The 21,505-nt window shown below is 50.2% G+C and carries 18 protein-coding genes; 16 read left to right on the top strand and 2 right to left on the bottom strand.

Annotation, left to right across the window (positions count from 1 at the left end; all coding sequences use genetic code 11):
• The first annotated feature begins 1 nt into the window (after position 1).
• From MHB80_RS17150 to MHB80_RS17080, 15 genes are all read left to right on the top strand, one after another.
• Positions 2-1,285, top strand: a complete 1,284-nt coding sequence (locus tag MHB80_RS17150) for a CCA tRNA nucleotidyltransferase (protein ID WP_341278131.1) — start codon at positions 2-4, stop codon at positions 1,283-1,285.
• On the top strand, positions 1,275-2,255 hold the full coding sequence (locus tag MHB80_RS17145) for a biotin--[acetyl-CoA-carboxylase] ligase (protein WP_341278130.1): 981 nt from the start codon (positions 1,275-1,277) through the stop codon (positions 2,253-2,255). Before MHB80_RS17150 ends, MHB80_RS17145 begins: the two co-directional genes overlap by 11 nt.
• Positions 2,256-2,632: 377 nt before the next feature.
• The gene (gene panB, locus MHB80_RS17140) at positions 2,633-3,577 is read left to right on the top strand and encodes a 3-methyl-2-oxobutanoate hydroxymethyltransferase (RefSeq protein WP_341278129.1); all 945 of its coding nucleotides are present in this window, start codon (positions 2,633-2,635) and stop codon (positions 3,575-3,577) included.
• 22 nt (positions 3,578-3,599) lie between these two features.
• Entirely contained in the window at positions 3,600-4,442 is an 843-nt protein-coding gene (panC, locus tag MHB80_RS17135; protein ID WP_341283011.1) for a pantoate--beta-alanine ligase, read from the top strand.
• The gene (gene panD, locus MHB80_RS17130; protein WP_341278128.1) at positions 4,435-4,818 is read left to right on the top strand and encodes an aspartate 1-decarboxylase; all 384 of its coding nucleotides are present in this window, start codon (positions 4,435-4,437) and stop codon (positions 4,816-4,818) included. The genes panC and panD overlap by 8 nt, the downstream gene beginning before the upstream one ends.
• Before the next feature lie 113 nt (positions 4,819-4,931).
• The gene (locus tag MHB80_RS17125; protein WP_341278127.1) at positions 4,932-5,672 is read left to right on the top strand and encodes a hypothetical protein; all 741 of its coding nucleotides are present in this window, start codon (positions 4,932-4,934) and stop codon (positions 5,670-5,672) included.
• An 18-nt stretch (positions 5,673-5,690) separates the two neighbouring features.
• Entirely contained in the window at positions 5,691-8,555 is a 2,865-nt protein-coding gene (dinG, locus tag MHB80_RS17120; RefSeq protein WP_341278126.1) for an ATP-dependent DNA helicase DinG, read from the top strand.
• Complete coding sequence (locus MHB80_RS17115; RefSeq protein ID WP_341278125.1) at positions 8,552-9,208, top strand: redox-sensing transcriptional repressor Rex; 657 nt, start codon at positions 8,552-8,554, stop codon at positions 9,206-9,208. The genes dinG and MHB80_RS17115 overlap by 4 nt, the downstream gene beginning before the upstream one ends.
• Positions 9,180-10,490 carry an amidohydrolase gene (locus MHB80_RS17110; protein ID WP_341278124.1) on the top strand — a complete coding sequence of 437 codons (1,311 nt, stop codon included), beginning with the start codon at positions 9,180-9,182 and terminating at the stop codon, positions 10,488-10,490. Before MHB80_RS17115 ends, MHB80_RS17110 begins: the two co-directional genes overlap by 29 nt.
• Positions 10,490-11,017 (top strand): hypothetical protein, encoded by a 528-nt coding sequence (locus MHB80_RS17105; protein ID WP_341278123.1) that lies wholly within the window; start codon positions 10,490-10,492, stop codon positions 11,015-11,017. The genes MHB80_RS17110 and MHB80_RS17105 overlap by 1 nt, the downstream gene beginning before the upstream one ends.
• A gap of 146 nt (positions 11,018-11,163) precedes the next feature.
• Positions 11,164-11,706 (top strand): hypothetical protein, encoded by a 543-nt coding sequence (locus tag MHB80_RS17100; protein ID WP_341278122.1) that lies wholly within the window; start codon positions 11,164-11,166, stop codon positions 11,704-11,706.
• Complete coding sequence (locus tag MHB80_RS17095; protein WP_341278121.1) at positions 11,699-13,198, top strand: AAA family ATPase; 1,500 nt, start codon at positions 11,699-11,701, stop codon at positions 13,196-13,198. Before MHB80_RS17100 ends, MHB80_RS17095 begins: the two co-directional genes overlap by 8 nt.
• Before the next feature lie 155 nt (positions 13,199-13,353).
• Positions 13,354-14,226, top strand: coding sequence for a 3-hydroxyacyl-CoA dehydrogenase NAD-binding domain-containing protein (locus MHB80_RS17090; RefSeq protein ID WP_341278120.1), 873 nt, complete (start codon positions 13,354-13,356; stop codon positions 14,224-14,226).
• Complete coding sequence (locus MHB80_RS17085; protein ID WP_341278119.1) at positions 14,226-15,449, top strand: acetate kinase; 1,224 nt, start codon at positions 14,226-14,228, stop codon at positions 15,447-15,449. Before MHB80_RS17090 ends, MHB80_RS17085 begins: the two co-directional genes overlap by 1 nt.
• Positions 15,450-15,478: 29 nt before the next feature.
• Complete coding sequence (locus tag MHB80_RS17080) at positions 15,479-16,168, top strand: DnaD domain protein (protein ID WP_341278118.1); 690 nt, start codon at positions 15,479-15,481, stop codon at positions 16,166-16,168.
• A gap of 76 nt (positions 16,169-16,244) precedes the next feature.
• Here the strand turns inward: MHB80_RS17080 and MHB80_RS17075 are convergent, their stop codons facing one another.
• A complete protein-coding gene (locus MHB80_RS17075) occupies positions 16,245-18,437 on the bottom strand; it encodes an ATP-binding protein (protein WP_341278117.1) in 2,193 nt (730 codons plus the stop codon).
• Positions 18,424-19,134: a response regulator transcription factor gene (locus MHB80_RS17070; protein ID WP_341278116.1), complete on the bottom strand. Its 711-nt coding sequence runs from the start codon at positions 19,132-19,134 to the stop codon at positions 18,424-18,426. Before MHB80_RS17070 ends, MHB80_RS17075 begins: the two co-directional genes overlap by 14 nt.
• Before the next feature lie 296 nt (positions 19,135-19,430).
• On the opposite strand from MHB80_RS17070, the gene tynA reads away from it, so the two are divergent.
• On the top strand, positions 19,431-21,485 hold the full coding sequence (gene tynA / locus MHB80_RS17065; protein WP_341278115.1) for a primary-amine oxidase: 2,055 nt from the start codon (positions 19,431-19,433) through the stop codon (positions 21,483-21,485).
• The last annotated feature ends 20 nt before the right edge of the window (positions 21,486-21,505 follow it).

The raw sequence follows: 21,505 nt of genomic DNA, 5'->3' as shown, positions 1-21,505 counted from the left end.
AATGGAGCGCTGCACCTCGATTCCGATAGCGATGCGAAAGGCGCTGCCCATTCTCGCAACCTTGAACGAGCACGGCTATGAAGCCGTGTTCGTTGGAGGCTGCGTGAGAGATACCGTTATGGGCCTCGCGCTTAAAGATGTAGATATTGCGACGTCGGCGACACCGGAGCAGGTAGTTGCCTTATTTGCGTATTGTATTCCAACCGGCCTGCAGCATGGGACGGTGACGGTGATGCAGGATGGCACCGGTTATGAGGTGACGACGTATCGCAAGGAATCGGTATATGAGAAGCATCGCAGGCCGGAGAGCGTGGCTTTTATTTCGGAGCTGAAGGAAGATTTGCTTCGGCGGGATTTAACGATTAATGCGATGGCGATGCGCGTAAACGGCGATTATTTCGATCCGTATGGCGGCATGGGCGACATTGAGCTCAAGCAGGTGCGCTGTGTAGGCGATGCGGAGGCAAGGTTTCAGGAGGATGCTCTTCGCATGGTGCGCGCTCTCCGCTTCGCTTCACAGCTTCGCTTTCGGATCGTGTATCGCACTTGGCGGGCGCTGCTTAAGCAGCGCGAGCTGCTGCGCTACGTAGCGATGGAGCGTGTGCAGGCCGAACTCGATAAAATGATTGGCGGCCCCGCTCCTCATTATGCAGCAGCGCTGCTCGCAGGCAGCGGGCTGCTTGCTTACACGCTTGAGCCTTTGCCGGCAGCTCGCGCCTTGCTAGCTGAAGCTGCGAGGATGGAGCGTGTTCAGCTCGATTATTTGACCACGCTCAGAGGCACGGACATTCGTTATGCCGCATTGATGACGCGCCCAGGCGTAACACAAGCGGAGGCCAAGGCGACGCTGCAGGCACTGCGCATCTCAGGAAGCCGCAGCAGCGTCATTATGGCGATTGTATCGCTTCATCATGAGCTGCTCGTAAACCGAAGCCTGACCGAAGAGAAGCTTCGTACAAGCTGGATCGAAGCGGTGCTGCGCTATGGGCGAGAGGCAGCCGCAAGCTGGCTGCATATTGCGGAAGCCAATGGGCAAGAGCACCCTTTTTCAGCTGATGTACCGCGTATGAAGCACTGGCTGTCGCATATGGAAATTTCCTCGCTGAAGGAGCTGGCGATAAACGGTAATCAGCTTGCAGCCTACTGTGATCGCAAACCGGGCGTCTGGATGGGTGAGACGCTGAAACGGCTGCTGCTCTTAGTTGCGCTTGGCGAGCTCTCTAATTCGCAGGAACAGCTGCAGAATCAAGTTGACAGATGGAAGGAAGAAACGGATGAGCCATGAAAACTTGCTGCGATTGTTTGCGGATCGTGAAGGCGAATATGTATCAGGCGAGCATATTAGTCGCGAGCTGAAAGTAAGCCGCACGGCAGTGTGGAAGCAAATACGCAAGCTGGAGTCCCAAGGATATGAATTTGAAGCTTCACGCAGACTCGGTTATCGTCTGCTTTCCATGCCGGACAAGCTCAATATGGCAGCCTTGCTAACCAGCCTTAATACCAAAAGATTTGGCCAAAAGCTGCAGGTGCTGGAATCGGTTGAATCGACGCAAAATATTGCGCAAGTGCTAGCAGAAGGCGGTGCGGAGGAAGGTACGCTCGTTGTTGCTGAGCAGCAGCTGAGCGGGCGGGGCCGCATGGGCCGGGGCTGGATATCTCCTCTCGGTAAAGGCATATGGATGAGCATGGTCATGCGCCCGACGGTGCCGATTTATTTTGCCCCGCAGCTGACGCTGCTTACGGCAGTAGCGCTTTGCCGCAGCCTTAAGCGGCTGACGAAGCTCGACATTGGCATTAAATGGCCAAACGATCTGCTCATCAATGGCAAAAAAATTAGCGGCATTTTACTGGAATCCGCCGCAGAGGATGAACGGCTGCGCTATGTCATCGCTGGTATCGGCATCAGCGTTAATTTGCAGCAGGCCGATTATCCCGAGGAGCTTTTGGAGAAAGCGACCTCCCTGCGTTTGGCAAGCGGCGAGAAGCAGGTGCGAGAAGCGATAATCGCCGATTTTTTGCTGGAGTGGGAGCAGCTTTATGAGCTGTATCAAAGCGAGGGCTTTGCCCCGATTGTGACCTTATGGGAGTCGCTATCGATATCGCTTCATAAGCCAGCAACACTCATAACCCCACAAGGCGTCGTTGAAGGCACGCCGAGGGGGCTTGATGCTAGCGGAGCGCTTATCGTAGAAAAGCTGGATGGCAGCCAGGCGCTTATTTTTTCGGCAGAAATGGGCGAGCCTCGGGGCAAGTAATATTTACGAATCGACATATTTTTGCTAGTATGGGGTTAACAGGCGGTATCTGAAAAGAGCTGCACTGTGCTAAACCTCATGCCAGCATTGGTATGGATTTGCAAGAAGGATTTGATTGCAGTAAAGGTAGTCTGCTCTGAGCCGAAAGGACCGAGACAGAAGGAAGCAGTAAAGTGATATACGTTTCCTTTTTCGAAATATAAGCATTTATAAGTTTCACACCTATAAATAGGCTTATATTTCTCGGGCTGAAACGCGCCGTGCCGCCAAAGGACGGAGGGCAGCCGTTTCACCATGTTTTGGGACCTTTTTAGCGACGGCTAAAAGGTTTTTTTGTGTTTATCCTAAAACAGAATTGAAGAAGGGATGAGGCCAAGATGAGGAAACGTTTAACGATAACGAACTTGCAGCAAATGAAAGAGGAAAACAACAAGCTCACCGTCATGACCGCTTACGATTATCCGTCGGCTATGCTTTCGGAGGAGGCAGGCGTCGATATTATTCTTGTAGGGGATTCGCTTGGCAATGTGGTGCTCGGTTACGATACGACGCTTCCGGTCACTTTAGACGATATGATTTATCATACGAAAGCGGTAGCACGCGGGGCTCGCCATACGTTCATTGTGACGGATATGCCCTTTATGACGTACGGCATCGGGCGTGAAGCTACGCTGCGCAATGCAGCCAGAATGATGCAGGAGGGCGGCGGCCAGTCGCTTAAGCTTGAAGGCGGGGAAGAAATTGCGAGCGAAGTGGCAGCGCTGGTTAAAGCGGGCATTCCGGTGATGGGCCATATCGGGCTTAAACCGCAATCGATTCATACGCATGGCGGCTTCAAGGTACAAGGAAAGCAGGAGGCGGAAGCTGAGCAAATACTTCGAGATGCCAAGGCGCTTGAACAGGCTGGCGCTTACGCCATCGTACTGGAGCTTGTAACGGAGACAATTGCGGACCGTATCAGCCGCGAGCTGTCGATTCCAACGATTGGCATTGGAGCAGGCCGCGGATGTGATGGACAGGTGCTTGTGTATCATGATATTTTGCAATATTCATCACCCGTTATTAAGAAAAAAATGGTGAAAGTGTACGCAGACATCGGTTCAACGATTCGCGATGCCATCGGAGCTTTCGTAAGTGAAGTCAAATCCGGTGAGTTTCCAGCGGAGGAGCATGTGTTCGGTAAAAGGTCTGAGGACGCTGTAGACAGCCTCTATGGCGGTTCAGCGACCCGCGAGCATGTGAATGGTGTCAAAGGTGCGGGTGATAGCGAGCAGGCTGGAGAGGGGGCTGAGCAGCGTGATTTTGTGCCGAACCATAGATGAGCTAAAAGCGCAGCAAAAGAAGATGTGGAGCGGCGGCAGTAAGCCAAGTATCGGTTTTGTGCCAACGATGGGGTATTTGCATGAAGGACATGCCAGTTTAATGCGGCAGGCAGCAGCGGAAAATGATATCACCGTACTTTCGATTTTCGTCAATCCGCTGCAATTTGGGCCAAGCGAGGATTTTGAAACGTATCCGCGCAATGAGCAGCGCGATCTATCCATTGCTGCTGAAAATGGCGTTGATCTAGTGTTTATGCCATCCGTCAGCGAAATGTACCCGCGCAAGGTGCTGACGAAGGTGCTTGTCAGCGATGTGACAGACCGCTTATGCGGTGCATCGCGCCCAGGCCATTTTGACGGCGTTGGGACGGTCGTCAGCAAGCTGTTTCATCTGGTGCAGCCACACCGGGCATACTTTGGCATGAAGGATGCTCAGCAGGTTGCGGTCATTGCGCAAATGACCGATGACTTGAATTTTCCGGTAACGATCGTGCCCTGCCCGATTGTAAGGGAGCCGGATGGTCTGGCGCTCAGCTCGCGCAATGTGTATTTGAATGCGGAGCAGCGGGCGCAGGCTGTCGTCCTTTCTTCGTCGCTTGCAAAGGCGCGGGAATGGATGAAGGAGGCTTCGCTAACGCCAGCAGCGCTCGAGAACAAAGTGCGTGCTGCGATCAGTGAAGCACCGCTTGCAAATATCGATTATGTCGAAGTGCTGGAATATCCAGCGCTTGCTACTCCTGTTGCGGAGGTACCGTTTCACCGGGGCCAGCAGAGTTATATTTTGGCTTTAGCCGTAAAATTTGGGTCAACCCGCTTAATTGATAATGAGTTGTTTGAACCTTGGGAGGTGAATGGCAATGTTTAGAACGATGATGAAATCAAAGCTGCACCGCGCGACGGTAACGGAGGCCAACCTCAATTACGTCGGCAGCATTACCATTGATGAGGATTTAATGGATGCGGCGGATCTTTGGGCCAATGAAAAAGTGCAGATCGTCAACAATAATAATGGTGCACGCCTTGAAACGTACGTTATAAAGGGGGAACGAGGCTCTGGCGTTATTTGCCTGAATGGCGCAGCCGCCCGCCTCGTGCAGCCAGGAGATACGGTCATTATCATTTCTTATGCATCGATGACGGAGGAAGAGGCTAGAAATTACAAGCCGCGAGTCGTTATTTTGGATGAGGCGAACCGTCCGGTTTCGCAATTGACAGAAGAAATACATGCGACGATTTTGTAAGCAGGCTGTTGTCAGTTCCTCCGTTATGTAAAGGCTGGTTCCAAGTATGAAAAGCACCCGCTTAACAAAGAATGAGGTTATCACTCCTCAATTCTTTGGTGAAGGCGGGATGCATGATGTTCCAGCATATGTTTGCGACGATGAACGAAATGCTCGACAACATTATTGATTCCTACCCTCTGGCGGCGGAGGAACAGAAGCAATATTATGATGAGCAGCTTTACGCTTTAAAGCAGATCAGCGATTCTTTAATTGAGCAATGGATTGATTTTGAAGAAAAATTTGCCGGTTTTACAGAGGATGAAGCTGAGCAATCCAATGCTTCACTGCTTACAGCGGCAGCGGAGTATGAAGGTCAAGCATTAGCGGCTGTGCAGCAAGTGTCGTCACCACTGCAAGCGGACAAACCAAACGTTTCGCAGCAGCCTATTTCTGGCATGACTGTGGAACAAGCGGAGCTCATATCCAAAGGACAGGGCTATTATCAATTATTTATGTTTTCCCATGCTGCAAAGCAGTTCCAGCTTGCTGTAAACCACCTGCCGGAATGCAATTTGGCAAGGCTGTTTTTGGCTATGACGAATATGCACCTGCAAAATTGGAGTGAGGCGCAGCGTCATTTTCAACTGCTAATTGGACTTACGGACTATCCGAAATGGCTCGCTTTAAGCTATAATGCCCTTGGGTGCATTCAAGCGGTTCATTTAAACTTGGAGCAGGCAGAGCAATTTTTCCTTAAAGCCTATGAGCTGGACCCAAGCTTTAAGGATCCGCTGAATAATTTGCAGAGCTGCCGGGAACGTCCACAGCAGTTGTCATTATTGTTCGGCAGCACGGAGCTATGCTGCTTGTGAGAGGATCGGATTTATTTTATGAAATATGCAGTGCTTGATTTGGAAACGACCGGACACAGCGCCTCCGATGATATTTTACAGGTGGGGCTGGTCCTCCTAGATGATGATCTTGAAGTTATTCATACGTATAATTCGTTTGTAAAGCCAACGATTGCCATACCGCCGTTTATTACGCAGCTTACCGGCATTGACGAGGCGATGGTGGCGGATGCGCCGGAGCTGTCTGATGTGCTGATGGACATGATTCCGCTGCTTGATGATGCGGTGCTCGTGGCGCATAATGTCAATTTTGACGCTGGTTTTCTAAACCAAGCGCTCGATCGCAGCGGGTACCATACGTTTGCAGGGCGCAGGCTCGATACAATTGAGCTGCTGCGCATTCTTTTTCCATCGATAACTTCTTATCAGCTTGGTGCTGTTTCTGAGCAGTTCGGCATTACGCATGAGCATCATCATCGCGCTGATAGCGATGCGATGGCGACCGCCGTTATATTTGCCAAATCGGTACAAAAGCTTCGGAGCCTGCCGCTGCTGACTTTGCAGCGGTTATCTTCGCTTGTAGACAATGGCAGCGATTTGAGCTGGTTTATTACGGTTACGCTAAAACAGGTAGAACAAAACATCGTAATGGGCGTCCCCGATTATGATTTTTTCAACCAGTTTGCACTGAAAGCTAGAGAATGGACAGAGGAAAAGCCCGCGCGCAGCGAAGAGGGAGCCTCGCCTTTGCAGGAGATGTCATTCGAGCAATATTTGGATGAAATCAAGCAGCGCTTTATTGAGCAATTTCCTAATTATGAAGAACGCGAAGCGCAGACGACGATGTTCCGTGAAGTGTTTGACTCGCTCGACAGCAAACGCCATTTGCTTATTGAAGCAGGAACGGGTACAGGAAAGTCTCTCGGCTATTTAATTCCCGCGCTCTATTATGGTATCCGCCAGGATGAGAAGATAGTCGTCAGCACGCATACCATTAATTTGCAAGAGCAGCTGAGGCATCGCGATGTACCGCTGCTTAAGCAGATTTTGCCGATAGAGTTTCGGGCTTCAATCTTCAAGGGCAGAGGGAATTATTTGTGCCTGCGCAAGTTTGAAAGTAAAATAAATACAAGGGATATGATGTCCCCCGTTGACGATGCGATTACAGCCTCGCAAATGGTCGTGTGGCTGGGCGAGACGGAAACGGGAGATCAAGAGGAGCTGAATTTCAGCAATAAGGGGACCGACTTCTGGTCTACCGTTGCCAGCGATGCAGATTCCTGTCTGAACCGGGCGTGTCCTTGGTTTAAACGCTGTTATTATCATCGTGCGAAGCATGAAGCCAATATAGCTGATGTGTGCATTACGAATCACTCCATGCTGTTCACAGACATTCAGGCCGATCATCGGCTGCTGCCGACCTACAGCCATTTGATTGTCGATGAGGCGCATCATGTGGAGGAAGTAGCAAGCAAGCATCTGGGCATGCAGCTCGGCTACTATACGATAACCAATGCGTTTACGCGTATGTTTAAGGACGCTCGTTCCGGGCTGCTGCCATCTCTGCGCATTCATCTCCAGCAGGAAAGCGATGAGCGGGTGCAAGGCTGGCTGGAAACGATTGATACCATTATTCCCGCCTTTACGGAAGTGAGGGAGCATTGGGAAAGGCTGTTTGAGATGCTGTACAGCTTTGTTCAAGCTTCTCCTGATGCGACGGGTGAAAACAATCAATCTGTGTACCGTTTGCGAGGCGATAGCCTCCCGGAAGGCTGGTCCGAAGTGCTCGCCGAAGAGACCAATATTCATACGGAGCTCATTCGGGTGCTGAAGACGGCTGAGAAAATGTCCGAGGAGATTAAAGATCGCATCGATGAGCTGGCGGTACAGGCGCTTGTAACGGACTTGAATGGCGCTTTACGCGATTTGACGAGAGTCAAGGATGATCTGCGCAGCTTTATGAAGGTCGATCAGACGACGGACGTGTTCTGGCTGGAAGCCAATATGACTTACAAGCATCGATCGCTGCATCTTTATGCGGTGCCGATTGATGTGAGCAGCCAGCTTCAGCAGTATTTATTCGATGTGAAGGACAGCATTATTTTAACGTCCGCCACTCTATCGGTACAAAAATCATTCCAGTTCGCTGAAGAGCAGCTTGGTCTTGGCGGCTTTGAAGAAGCGGGAAGGCTGCGTACCGTGCAGCTGGCATCGCCATTTAATTACCGTGAACAAGCGCTCGTTATTATTCCGCGCAATTTCCCTGTTCTTAAAGGCTCAGCGGGAGAGCCCGCATTTATTTCAATGCTCGTCTCTTCCTTAGCAGATGCGGTGCAGCAGACTAATGGCAGAATGCTAGTGCTGTTTACCTCTTACCGCATGCTAAAGCAGGTATACGATCCGCTTAAGGCGGCGCTTGCGGCCACCAGCATTCAAGTGCTAGGCCAAGGCATCGACAGCGGCAACCGTACGAAGCTGACGCGGCGGTTTTTACAGCAGCCGGAGTCTGTGCTGCTTGGCACAAGCAGCTTTTGGGAGGGCGTTGACATTCCTGGCGAAGCCTTAACTTGCCTTGCCATCGTCAGACTGCCATTCCAACCACCGAATCATCCGCTGCTGGAGGCGAAGTCGGAATTGCTGCAGCGCCAAAAGCAAAATCCATTTATGAAGCTGTCGATTCCGCAAGCGGTTATTCGCTTCAAGCAAGGATTTGGCAGGCTCGTGCGAACGGCGAAGGATAAAGGGATAGTCATTATTTATGATACGCGGGTTATTGAAACGTATTATGGCAAGCATTTTCTCTATTCTTTGCCTGGACCGAAAATTGAGCATATGCATATCGAACAAATTGTACCGAGAATGAGAGAATGGCTTGGTGCCGAGAAGGAGGAGGAGAACGGGTGAAGCAGACGAAAATATCGGAGGCCGTCGTAAGACGCCTCCCCATTTACCTGCAAGTGCTGAACGAGCTGAACAACCGGGAGGTGCAGACCGTTTCGTCCCAGGAGCTTGGCGTCAAGCTGGATTTAAATCCGGCGCAAATCCGCAAGGACTTGGCGTATTTCGGCGATTTTGGCCGCAAGGGCATCGGCTATGATGTGACATATTTAATTGAAAAAATTCGCCAAATACTCAAGCTTGATCAGACGATTAATGTGGCGCTTGTCGGTGCGGGTAATTTGGGTCATGCTCTATGCAATTATAATAAATATTCTAAAGACAATATGAAAATTATTGCGGTGTTTGATGTGCATCCATCTAAAATCGGCTCGCAAATTAATAATTTGACCGTAATGCCGATGGATATGCTGAAACATACGGTTGAGGAGAATAATATTCGAATTGGGATTATTACCGTTCCCGGATTTGAAGCGCAAAACGTTGCTAATCAATTTATAGATGCGGGCATTGAAGGCTTGCTCAATTTTGCGCCAGCGATATTGAAGGTACCAGAAGAAATTCGCATTCATCATGCTGACTTTACGAAAGAGCTGCTAAGTCTGGCGTATTACTTGGAGAGGGAAAGGAATGACGAAAATGAGCCAAATTTGGATTGAAAATGGACGTTTTGTAACGATGGAGGACGGCGAGCATGTGCTTCAAGGGCATATGGTTGTGACCGATGATCGCATTACATATATCGGAGCAGAAGCTCCAACCGGGCTGCAAGCCGATGTGCAGAAGCTGGACGGCAGCAAGCTTGCTTTTATGCCAGGCCTAGTAAACACACATGGGCATGCGGCTATGACCTTGCTGCGCGGCTATTCCGATGATCAAAACCTGCAAGTCTGGCTGGAGCAAAAAATGTGGCCGATGGAGGGCAAATACATCGACCTTGATACACGTGCGGGCAGCGCGCTTGCCGTGGTAGAAATGCTGAAATCCGGTACAACGGCTTTCGTGGATATGTATGACCGCATGGATCAGCTGGCCGAAGTCGTGGAACAGTCCGGCATTCGCGGCTGTCTGACGCGCGGTGTCATTGGCCTCTGCCCAGAGGATGTGCAGCAAGCGAAGCTGGCGGAAGCGATCGCTTTCGCACGCGATTGGAACGGCAAGGCAAATGGCCGTATTACGACGATGATTTCGCCGCATGCGCCTTATACATGCCCACCCGATTATATTGAGAAATTCGTGCAGGCTGCTCATGATTATGATTTGCCGCTGCACACGCATATGTCTGAATCGATTGCCGAAGTAGAGCAGAACGTTCGCGATTATGGCGTTCGTCCCGTTCAGCATCTCGACAATTTAGGCTTCTTCTCGCGTCCGGCACTTGTCGCTCATGCGGTGCATTTGAATGACGAGGAAATTGCGCTGCTTGCGCAGCGCAAAGTAGCTGTATCGCATAACCCGGTCAGCAACCTCAAGCTGGCAAGCGGCATTGCCCGTGTTCCTGATTTGCTTCGCGCTGGTGTAACGGTATCCTTAGGCACGGATAGCGCGGCGAGCAACAACAATCTTGACCTGTTCAAGGAGATCAACCTTGCGGCTCTGCTGCATAAGGGTGTTTCTGGCGATCCTACGGTTGTTCCTGCCATTGAAGCTTTGCGTATGGGAACGGTATACGGCGCTCGCTCCATTTGGCAGGAAGATTCAATTGGCCGCCTACGCGAAGGCATGAAGGCGGATTTCATCGCCATCGATATTGAACAGCCGCATTTTTACCCACAGACGGATATTGTGTCCCATCTGGTGTACGCGGGCTCGGGCCGCGACGTCAAGCATGTATGGGTAGACGGCCGTCAGGTTGTACGGGATGGCGAATGCACATTGCTTGATGAGGAGAAAATTCGTCACGATGCTCAGGCGAGCTTCGAGAGGTTGTTGAAGGCATAATGCGGGCGAGAACGAGAAAGCCGTTTTGGACGGTAAAACGGGCTGTCTTTATTTCAATTGTTTTTGTTATCGCCTTGTTGACCGTTACGATTGTTTATTACCGTGCTGTGCATAAGGAATTATGGGCAGAGGAAGCTCCAATTAAGGCGTATGCTGTAGAAGCCGCACAGTTGACGGAAGTTACGGGCATGACAAAGCAGGTGTGGGATGGCATTTCCTGGGTAGTAAAAGGGAAGACCGCGGATGAACAAGAAGTTTACGTATTTCTGACAACAGTCGAAAGTCCTGTGCTTACACTGAAAGCAACGGAGCATATTACAGCAGAACAGGCGGAATCTGCGTTACTGAGCAGTAAGCCGGATGCGGATGTTAAAAGGACACAGCCGGGATTGCTGAACGGCGAGCCGGTATGGGAAATTTTTTACAGCCGTGATGAAGCGATAACGAAATATTATTATGCCTATTATTCGTTCCGCGATGGCGCATTTGTGAAGCAATATAGTTTAGTAGGTGACAAGGCGTCCTAGCTGTATGGAATGCTTAAGCTGTAACAGCTGGAATTGCTGGCTATTATTACACCCCCTTATTCAAAGGGCGATGTGATATACTTTCGTGTATCGGAGTTGATATACGAGTGATATATCACCGTCATTTTGAGAGGGGGATTTTTACGATGTTCAAACTCAGGATCATGCCGATTTTGCTAACAGCTGCTGCGTCCGCCCTCGTTTTGTTTGGAGGCTGGCTTATTTATCATCAGGTTGCATTCGCAGCTCCGCTTGCCAAGGCGGTTGATCAAATAGAAGGCATTGCTTCATCCGACACACCTATTATGGATACGGACCGTATTACTTTCCCGCTGACGCTTACAGCCGGAGCGGATTTAAAGCATGTATATGAAACGATAGTCGAGCAAAGCAAATCAGTCGCCAAGAGTCGCGACATTCAGCTCGATATTGCGAATACCGGCTCGAATGCGAAGCTGGATCAGCTGTGGTCATCGTCTTTATTCAAAGTGGCCGAAGCGATGGAGCACAAAAACTATTCTGCTATTCCGGAGGCACTTAAAGCTTTGGCAGATGAACATTCGGGTGTGGAGGCCATTACCGATATCGATGACAGCAATGTCTATATTACGCTGAAAGATGGCAAGGCTACGAAGTATATCATCCTTCCGCGCGTTGCCCCGCAGCTGGAGGTGTCCAGCTATGCGTAAATACGGCATCGAAATGGCGATTGGCTTTGTTCCGGTATTAATTGCCTTTCTTTTATTTGTAAATGTGGATTTAATGCCTTTCGTACTGCTTGTCATTATCGCAGCTGCTGTCGTGTATTTAGCGACTGGCAGAGGCAAATTCGCACATGCTTCCGGAACGAAGCGGCGAAAGGTGTCAAGCAGCGTGCCCTTTTCCTTTGAGCAAATCGGCGGACAGGAGCGTGCCAAGCAGGAGTTGATCGAGGCGCTTGATTTTCTCGTCCGACATGAGGAACTGAGCAAGCTGGGCATTCGGCCCTTGAAGGGGATTTTGCTGACGGGACCTCCGGGAACCGGGAAGACGCTAATGGCGAAAGCCGCAGCACAGTATACCGACTCGATTTATCTGGCTGCCTCCGGCAGTGAATTTGTGGAGATGTACGTCGGCGTCGGCGCAGGCCGGATACGCGATTTATTCAAAGAAGCCCGGACGAAGGCGAAGAAAGCGGGCAAGGAAAGCGCCGTTATTTTTATCGATGAGATCGAGGTTATCGGGGGCAAGCGCGATGGCGGGCAGCATCGGGAATATGATCAAACGCTCAATCAACTGCTCACGGAAATGGACGGTATTCATGCCGATACAGCGCCGCGGCTGCTCATTATTGCAGCAACGAACCGTAAAGAAATGCTCGACAGCGCCCTGCTTAGGCCCGGACGGTTCGATCGCCATATTGGGGTAGAGCTGCCGGACAAAAAAGCGCGCCATCAAATATTGAATATTCATGCGGCCAACAAGCCGCTTGCCGATACGGTGGAGCTGGAGAAGGTAGCGGCCGAGTCGTTTGGCTTTTCCGGTGCCCAGCTGGAGAGCGTCATGAACGAAGGTGCGATTTATGCGATGCGGGAGCAAAGCGAGGTTATTGAAGAGCAGCATCTGGCTATGGCGATAGACAAGGTCATGATGGGCGAGAAGACGGACCGCGAGGCGACGAAGGAGGAGCGCGAGCGTGTGGCGCTGCATGAGCTCGGCCATGCGATTTCAGCTGAGCTGCTCCGCCCGGGCAGCGTATCTCAGGTTGCCTTGTCTCCACGTGGTCAGGCGCTAGGCTATGTTCGTCATAATCCAGAGCAGGACCGTTATTTATACACACGGGATTTTCTAAATGGGCAAATTATGATTGCGCTTGGCGGGGCGGCGGCCGAGGAAATCTTCTACGGCAATCGCAGCACAGGGTCGCGTGGCGACTTTGACCAGGCGATGAACATTGTCCGCACACTTGTCGAGTCGGGCTTAACGGAGCTAGGCATTATTCATCCCGAAATGATGACGCCTGATGCATGGGCGAAAATCAATCGCTCCATCCTTGACGAATTAATGGGCAAGACGATTGCAATGCTGGCACCGAAGCGTCAGGTTTTTCTAGACGCGCTAGATGTCCTGATCCGTGAAGAAACGCTCAGCGGCGCTGAGTTTCGTGAATTGCTTAAGAAGTTGTCACATAGCGCATCATAATACAGCATGAAAAATCCTCAATTTATTACAATTTGAAGGCAGACGACATGTCTGTCTTCTTTTTTCTCAGAAAACCGTTATAATTAACATTGAACATAACTATAAAGAGAATGTTTCTCATTTACATGGTGTAGGGAAACGACAAGGAGAGAATCATGTCTATTAAAAAAGTTGGCGTCGTTGGCGCTGGTACAATGGGCCAGGGCATTGCCGAAATGTTGGCCTCGAAAGGGCTGGACGTTCATTTAATCGAGATTTCGGAAGAAAGATTGACATATGGCAGGCAAATGATTGAGCTTAGCTTGGACAAGCAGATTGAGAAATGGGCTTTGACGCAGGCCGAGAAGAAATTGATTATGAATCGTATTCATATGACCCTGTCCTATGATGCACTGGCCGAATGTGAGCTGGTCATTGAGACGATTACGGAGGATCTGGAAAGCAAGAAGGCGGTCATTAGCCAAATCGATGACATTTGCGGCGCTGAAGTGATTTTGGCGAGCAATACGTCCACACTCAGCTTGACGGAGCTGGCTAGCGCCTCTGCACATCCGGAGCGGGTTATCGGGCTTCATTTCATCTATCCGGTACTCAAAATCGATTTGGTGGAAATTGTGCGTGGTCTTAAAACGAGCGAAGATACCTTCACAAGCACCAAACATTTCGTTGAAGAAGTTATTAATAAAAAAGGTGTCATGGTATTTGAATCCCCTGGATTCGTAACATCCCGCCTTATTTGCTTGTTCATAAACGAAGCTCTGCACGTATTGGAGGAAGGCGTCGCTTCTGCGGAAGACATCGACAGCGCGATGCGTGTCGGCTATTCCTTCCAGCATGGTCCTTTCGAGATGGCGGATCGCTTTGGCCTCGATTCCGTGCTTGCGGCACTGGACCGGATGTTTCGTGAATATGGCGAGCTCAAATACCGCCCTTCCATCGTATTGAAAAAAATGGTGCGTGCTGGTCAACTGGGTGCAAAAACTGGCGTTGGCTTTTTCAAATATGATAAGGATGGGGATCGGATCTAATGAAAGTACTCGTTATTAATGCAGGAAGCTCTTCTCTGAAATATCAGCTTTACGACATGCGCGATGAATCGGTGCTGGCTAGCGGGCGGGTTGAACGAATCGGGATGGACTCCTCCATCGTGACGCATGAACCAGCAGACAAGCCGGAAGTGCGCGATGTGAGCGAAATTTTAGACCATGTGACCGCAGTTAAAAAGGTTATTGACATGCTGACTCATCCAGAACATGGTGCAGTCGCGACAATGGATGAAATAGAGGCGGTCGGCCACCGCGTTGTGCACGGCGGGGAAGTATTTAACAGCTCGACGCTTGTTACAACTGAAGTCAAGCTTGAAATTCGCCGCTTGTTTGATTTGGCGCCGCTGCATAATCCGGCCCATATGATGGGGATTACTGCGGTTGAAGCAAATATGCCGGGTGTTCCACAGGCTGTAGTATTCGATACAGCGTTCCACCAGTCGATGCCGAACACTTCTTATCTGTATCCGATACCTCAGGTGCTGTACCGTCGCCACAAGGTACGCCGTTACGGCTTCCACGGCACATCTCACCAATATGTGAGCCAGCAAGGCGCAGAGCTGCTTGGAAAGCCGCTGGAGTCACTTAAAATGGTTACGGCTCATATTGGCAACGGCGCAAGCTGTACGGCGATTTTGGATGGCAAATCATTCGATACAAGCATGGGCATGACCCCGCTTGAAGGTTTGATGATGGGTACACGCAGTGGTGACCTTGATCCGGCGATCGTTCCTTTTGTCATGAATAAAGAAGAGCTGACACTTAGCGAAGTGAATTCCATGCTGAATAAGCATAGCGGCATGCTGGCGATTTCTGGCATCAGCAGCGATATGCGCGAAGTAACGGAAGCGATGGAGGAAGGCGATCGCAATGCGAAGCTTGCTTTTGATATGTATACGTATCGCGTTCGTAAATATATTGGCGCTTATGCGGCTGCGATGAACGGCATTGACGTTCTGTTGTTTACGGCCGGCGTTGGCGAAAACTCCTCGGCATTGCGCAAAGCGGTATGCGATGGCATTACCTTCCTTGGCATTGAACTGGATGAAGAGAAAAATGCAAAGCGCAGTAAGGATGCGCGGGTTATTTCGACAGACGCTTCGCGCGTGAAGGTATTGGTAGTTCCTACGAATGAAGAGCTGTTGATAGCTCGCGATACGTACACACTGGTACAGGCTCAGGCAGCGGGTGCAGCAAACGTTTAAGCAGGTTTTAATGGAAAGGCGGGCAAGCAGTGAGCAATGATGACATCTGGAAAGCTTATTCGCGCGGTATGGGGGCTGTAATGGAGGAGGGCGGTGTGCACATTTACGCCGTGCTGCTGCGTTCTTATCGGCAGCTTGGGCTGACGGATAGCGAGCTGCTGCTGCTGCTGCAGCTTAAGGCATTTCGGGATGTGGAGGGAAATGGCTTCCCGACGCCAGACGAGCTGGCGGAGCGTATGGACGCAAGCGAGCGCAGTATCGTCGAGCAGCTTGGAAAGCTGATGAAAGAAGGCTTTCTAGCGATTGATGAGCACCTGGACTCCCAAACAGGCATCCAATCCGAGCAGTATAACTGGAGCGGCTGGCTGCTTAAGGCAGCCGAATGGGCGGCTCTGGAAAAACGCGAGTCGAAAAAAGCGGATAAAGCGCAGCGCCAGCCGGTGCAGCGGGTAGCAAATCCGGTTAATCTGTTTAATATTTTCGAGCAGGAGTTTGGCCGGCTGCTGTCGCCAATCGAATGCGAAACCATCAGCGGATGGATGGATGAGGATAAATATGCGGAAGAGCTTATTCGCTTTGCGCTTAAGGAAGCGGTATTTGCTGGGAAGCTGAGCTTCCGCTACATTGACCGCATCTTAATCGAGTGGAGCCGCAATCGTGTGACGAACGAGGATGAAGCCCGCGCCCATGCGCAGCGTTTTCGCGGCGGCAGGGGATAGGGGCACGGCGCGCCTTGTTATTTTTGTCAGTGAGCCAATGAGTATTATGGGCTAATTATAGCAGCGGCCGTCATCCTTAATAGGGTGGCGGCCGTTTTATTGACTTTTTGGTTGCTGGGTAAATGCGTTCGAGCAGGCTTTCTTCTGCTATACGTTCTAGTGGGATTCGGATTATAAAAGCAGCACCAGCTTGCTGGCTGCGTGCAATAGAGATGCTGCCCGCATGCATATGCATGATCTCCTTGGCAATAGCGAGGCCCAGCCCGCTGCCGGGAATGCTGCTGTTGCGAGAAGCATCGACTCGGAAAAATGAATCAAATAAATAAGGTTTCGCCTCATCTGGAATGCCGCTGCCCTCATTAACGATTTCCAGTGCAAAATCGTGCTCTTCTTTTTTCATGGAAACGGTTATAACGGAGTGTTCGGGAGAATATTTGATGGCATTGCTGATTAAATTGTCGATGACGCGGCTCAGCAATTGCTTGTCTGCCCGTATAATGCCAACATAAGGCTGCTGCATGTTTACGAGGCGGAGCTCACGGCCGGCTGCGCGAATTTCTTCCTCCCAGTCTTGAATCAGCTCCTCCAGCAGAGCAGCTGCCTCCCAGTATTCAAGCCTAGGCTTGATCTGCTTCATTTCCAACAAACTCAAATCATTCAAATCTTTAACTAGCCGATTAACGGAGTCCAGCCTGTCATTTGCTTTACGCATATAGCGCCCGCTTTGCTCCGGCTTGATGGTCCCGTCAAATAAAGCTTCTAAATAGCCTTTTACAAGCGTGATCGGCGTTTTTAAATCATGTGAAATATTGGAGAGCCACCGTTTGCGCCAGCTCTCCATTCTAGCCAGCTCATCAAATCGGAGCTGCAGCTGGCCATGAGCCTGGCGCAGCGCATCTGTTCTTTCTGCTACCTTATGCTCCAGTTCCTCATTTTGCTGATGCTGGCGAAGCAGCAATTCCTCAATGGTAGCGGTCATGCGATTGAACATTTGCTGCAGCTTATTAAATTCACGGATATTGCCATCCTCCAGCCGAATGGAAAAATCGGCATGGCTGATTTTGCTAAATGCCTTCATCAGCGTGATGAGCGGCTTGGATATGCGCGACCAAAGCATCAAAGTCAGGGACAAGCACAGCAAAAGGGCGGCGCATAAAATCGTTATCAGCTGCTGCAGCAAAAGCGCGCGGGTTTCCTTGACCAAGGCGGCGGAAGCCTGTGTGGTGGGCAGCAAGAGCTCATCCCTCGGAACGACATAACCGAGAATCCAGCCAGAAGAAGGGACGGTTTTCGCAAACAGCAGCTTGGAGCTGCCGTTAATCGTTATTTCGCGGCTGCCCAATTGCCGTTCGATGTTGCTCAGCGCACTTCCCGGCAGCTCGTGAATTTCCTCCTGCCCCTGACTTTGAACAGCAATGAGCTTGCCATCACCTTCGAGTAGAAAAGCATATGCATTGTGCTCGGTAAAATGGACATCCAGCACATTTCGTACAAAATTTCGAGTTGTTACATCAGCGGCTACAACGCCTTTCAACTTGCCATTTGGCCCATATACCGGAGCAGTAGCCGTGAACATCCAGCCATTTGGCGTAATGTCATTATAGGGCTTGGTCCAAATGACGCGGTTTTCCTCAGGACCAACGGCAAGGGCATCCAGGTAAAAACTATAGGAGGTTAGCGGCTGCGCGAGCGGTCGATCCTGATAGAAGGAGGGATACAGAAAGCTGCCCGAATCGGGATGAATGTAATACATCGCCACTATATTAGGGTTTTGGCGAATTTCTTCCTTGAATTGAGGCTCTAAATAGCGGCTTTTTGTCAATTCCTCAAGCATAGGCTGTGTAGGGTTAGGCGACATGCCGGAGAAGCTGATTGTGCCTCGGTCGCGGTCAGGCTCGTCTACCGAAGAGAAGCGCTCATACTTGCTGTCATAGCGCAGCTCTGAAGCAGCAGCTGGATACTGGTCGGGAAGGGCGAATAGTTGCTCCGCAATAGCCCGCGCCAGCTTGACGGATTGCTCAACCTGTTGCAGCTCCCCCTCTATGGCATAAATATGGGCGTTCATATAGGTCTGATAAGTCTGAATGTAGCTTTGCTCGGTTAGCTGCTTTTCACGTGCAGAGTAGCTGTCGAGGTTTTCACTGGTTGTCCGCAAGGTGAGCAGGCCTGAAACCGATAAAGGCAGCACGGAGCAAAGCAATATAACGAGCAAAATTTGTGCGGCAAGCGAGGAGGGCCACCAAAAGCCTTTGCGCTTAGGCCTGCTCATTGTATTTGTAACCGATCCCTCTCACATTAATGATGGCAGTGGGCTTTGCTGGATCGCGCTCCACCTTTTTGCGTAGCGTTCCGATATGCACCTGAAGCGTTTTGGTATCGGTATCCGAGTGATAGCCCCATATCCGCTGCAAAATTTGCTCAAAGGACAGTACCTGACGGGGATGGCTCATCAGCATCGCAAGCAGCTGAAATTCTTTGGTGGACAATTCAATCGGTCTCCCGTCCAGCATTACCTCATGAGACAGCCTGTTGATTTGCAGCGAGCCTACTCCTGTCCAAGCATCCTTTACGCTGCCTCCTTCGGCAGAAGCAACGACCAATTTGCTGCGCCGCAAATGCGCCTTGATTCGCGCCAGCAGGGTGAGCGGACTGAAGGGCTTGCTGACAAAATCGTCACCACCGACGCTCAGCCCAATGACCATATCCATCTCGGTGTCCTTGCAGGTGAGAAAAAGAATAGGAACCGTTGTCGTTTTGCGAAGCTGTGAGCACAGCTCATAGCCTTCTATATCAGGAAGCTGCACATCTAAAATAATGAGCTGCGGCGTAAATGCGGCCACGAGGCGCAGCGCCTCTGCTCCAGAAGAAGCCGTACGAAACGGATACCCTTCCTTGTCCAAATACATGCCAATCAACTCCGATATATCAGGCTCGTCGTCAACGATAAGGATAAGCTCTCCTGACATCACGTTTCTCCCCCTTCTCTTGATAGCTATGAATCGCAAATCTTACTCCTAATATAGTGACCTGCTGCGAATTACGCAATATTTATGTTAGGTATCATAACATATAAATAATGGGTTTTACTTTTTCTTTACTTTTTATTTGGCGTTTCTTTAATATAGCGTGGTTATTAATTTACTCTCGTACTCTAATATTACGTTATCGAAGGTTGGCACAGCTGATATGTCATTAAATGTGACATAAAAAGAATGATGCAGGACCGCCAATCTTTCAGTACAGCATAATGGAGGAGAAGTTAATGAGAAAAAAGAGATGGACGATTGCTGCACTGGCTATGTCAGGCATCCTGTTGACCAGCGTACTGCCGGGAGTGCAAGTACCTACGTCTGCAGCGATTGTGGCGCCTAAGTCTGAGAATGACCCGCTTAATCCGCTGACCGCACAGGAGATCAACCAGGCCCGGAAAATCATTGCCGCAAGCCCGCATTATAAGAAGGGGATGGTGTTTAACGAGATTACACTGCAGGAGCCGAATAAGCAGGAGGTATGGAAGTGGGTCCTTGAATCGGCTTCTTATAAAGCGCAGACAAAGCTTAAGCGTGAAGCGAAGTTTGTTATTTCTGAGCAGCGGGGCGTTTATGAAGGTGTTATTGATTTGGATAAAGGCACACTCGTCTCCTGGAATAAAAATGAAACGGGCGGTTATTCCTACGTAGGTTCTTCTTCTGTAGCAACCGAGGTGCTGAGTAAAAATAAAGTATGGTTAGCTTCCTTGAAAAAACGCGGTGTCGACGACATTTCCAAGGTCATCGCTTTCGGACTGTCGCTTGGCTATTACGGTCCGACCGATGCTGATCCCAACCGGAGGCTCGTGAAATATAGCGCCTACTACAACACAGGGGATGGCAATTATTTTACACATCCGATCGAAAATTTGGTCGCTACCATCGATATTGATACGAATGAGGTTGTTAAAATTGAGGAAGGCGAAGTTGTGCCTATTCCCATGAACGATCACGGCTTTACCGGAAATGATAGCTCGGGAACGAGGGAGGCGCCGAAACCGATCCTCATTATGCAGCCGAAGGGGGTCAACTACCAAATTACCGGGCAGCAGATCAGCTGGCAGGGTTGGAAATTCCATGTCCGTCTTGATCCCCGTGTCGGTACGATCGTCAATGCCGCTACCTTCAACGATAATGGCAAAGAACGCAAAATTATGTATCAGGGCAATTTGGGCGGTATGACGGTTCCTTACGGTGATCCTTCAATGAACTGGTATTGGAAAACGTATATGGATGCGGGCGAATATGGTGTGGGCAAAAGCGGGCGTCCTTTGCTGCTTGGTTCTGATGTGCCAAACAACGCCAGCTTGATCGATGCAACCTTGAATGATGACGAGGGCAAGCCATATACCTCGCCTAGCGTTATCGGCGTTTTCGAGCGTTATGCGGATGCTGACTGGACGCATAAGGAAGGCGATATTACCGAAGCGCGTCCCCGTCTGGAACTGGTCGTCCGTTTCGTAGCGACGGTAGGCAATTATGATTACATTTTTGATTATGTGTTCCAGCAGAACGGCAATATTAAAATTAATGCTGGCGCCTCCGGCGTTGCTGCAATTAAAGGGGTAAAAACCAAAACCGTTTACAGCACGGACAAAGCTTATGTCGATACAAGCAATAAGGATTTGAACAGCGGGATACTCGTTGAGGACAATGCGCTAGCCGTCTATCATCAGCATATTTACAACTTCCGCCTCGATATGGATGTGGATGGCGAGAAAAATACCGTGCTGGAGCTGGACCCGCATGCCGAGAAAATTAGCGGAAATCCGGTAAAAGCAACCGCCATGGTGCTCAAGCAGAAAACCTATTTTAAAGAGCAGGATGCGATTCAAAAGTTTAATCCGGAAAAAGTCGTGCTTGTCACGAATCCAGATCATAAAAACAAGCAGGGCTACTTGACCGGCTATCAAATTATCGCCAATGCAGGCGGCACGCATCCGTTTGCACAAGAAGCATTATTCTCGGATGACGACTGGCTGATGAAGCGCGCAGGCTACTTGAAAAATCATATTTGGGTTACGCCATTTGCACCAGACGAGCAGTATCCAGAGGGTAAATATATAAACCAAAACCCAAGTGATACGGGCTTAGGCTCCTGGGTTAAACAAAACCGCAGCATCTACCAAACGGATGATGTTGTCTGGATTACGACAGGAACGACCCATATTCCGCGTGCTGAGGAATTTCCGATGATGTCGACGGAATGGGCGTCTACGATGCTCAAACCGTTTAATTTCTTGGATCGCACGCCGACGCTTGATTTGCCAAAAACGATTATGGAATAACAGGCTGAGAAAAAGGAGGC

It is taken from the genome of Paenibacillus sp. FSL H8-0537 (assembly GCF_038051995.1).
Taxonomy (GTDB): domain Bacteria; phylum Bacillota; class Bacilli; order Paenibacillales; family Paenibacillaceae; genus Pristimantibacillus.
This window is presented reverse-complemented; position numbering and strand designations above follow the sequence as displayed.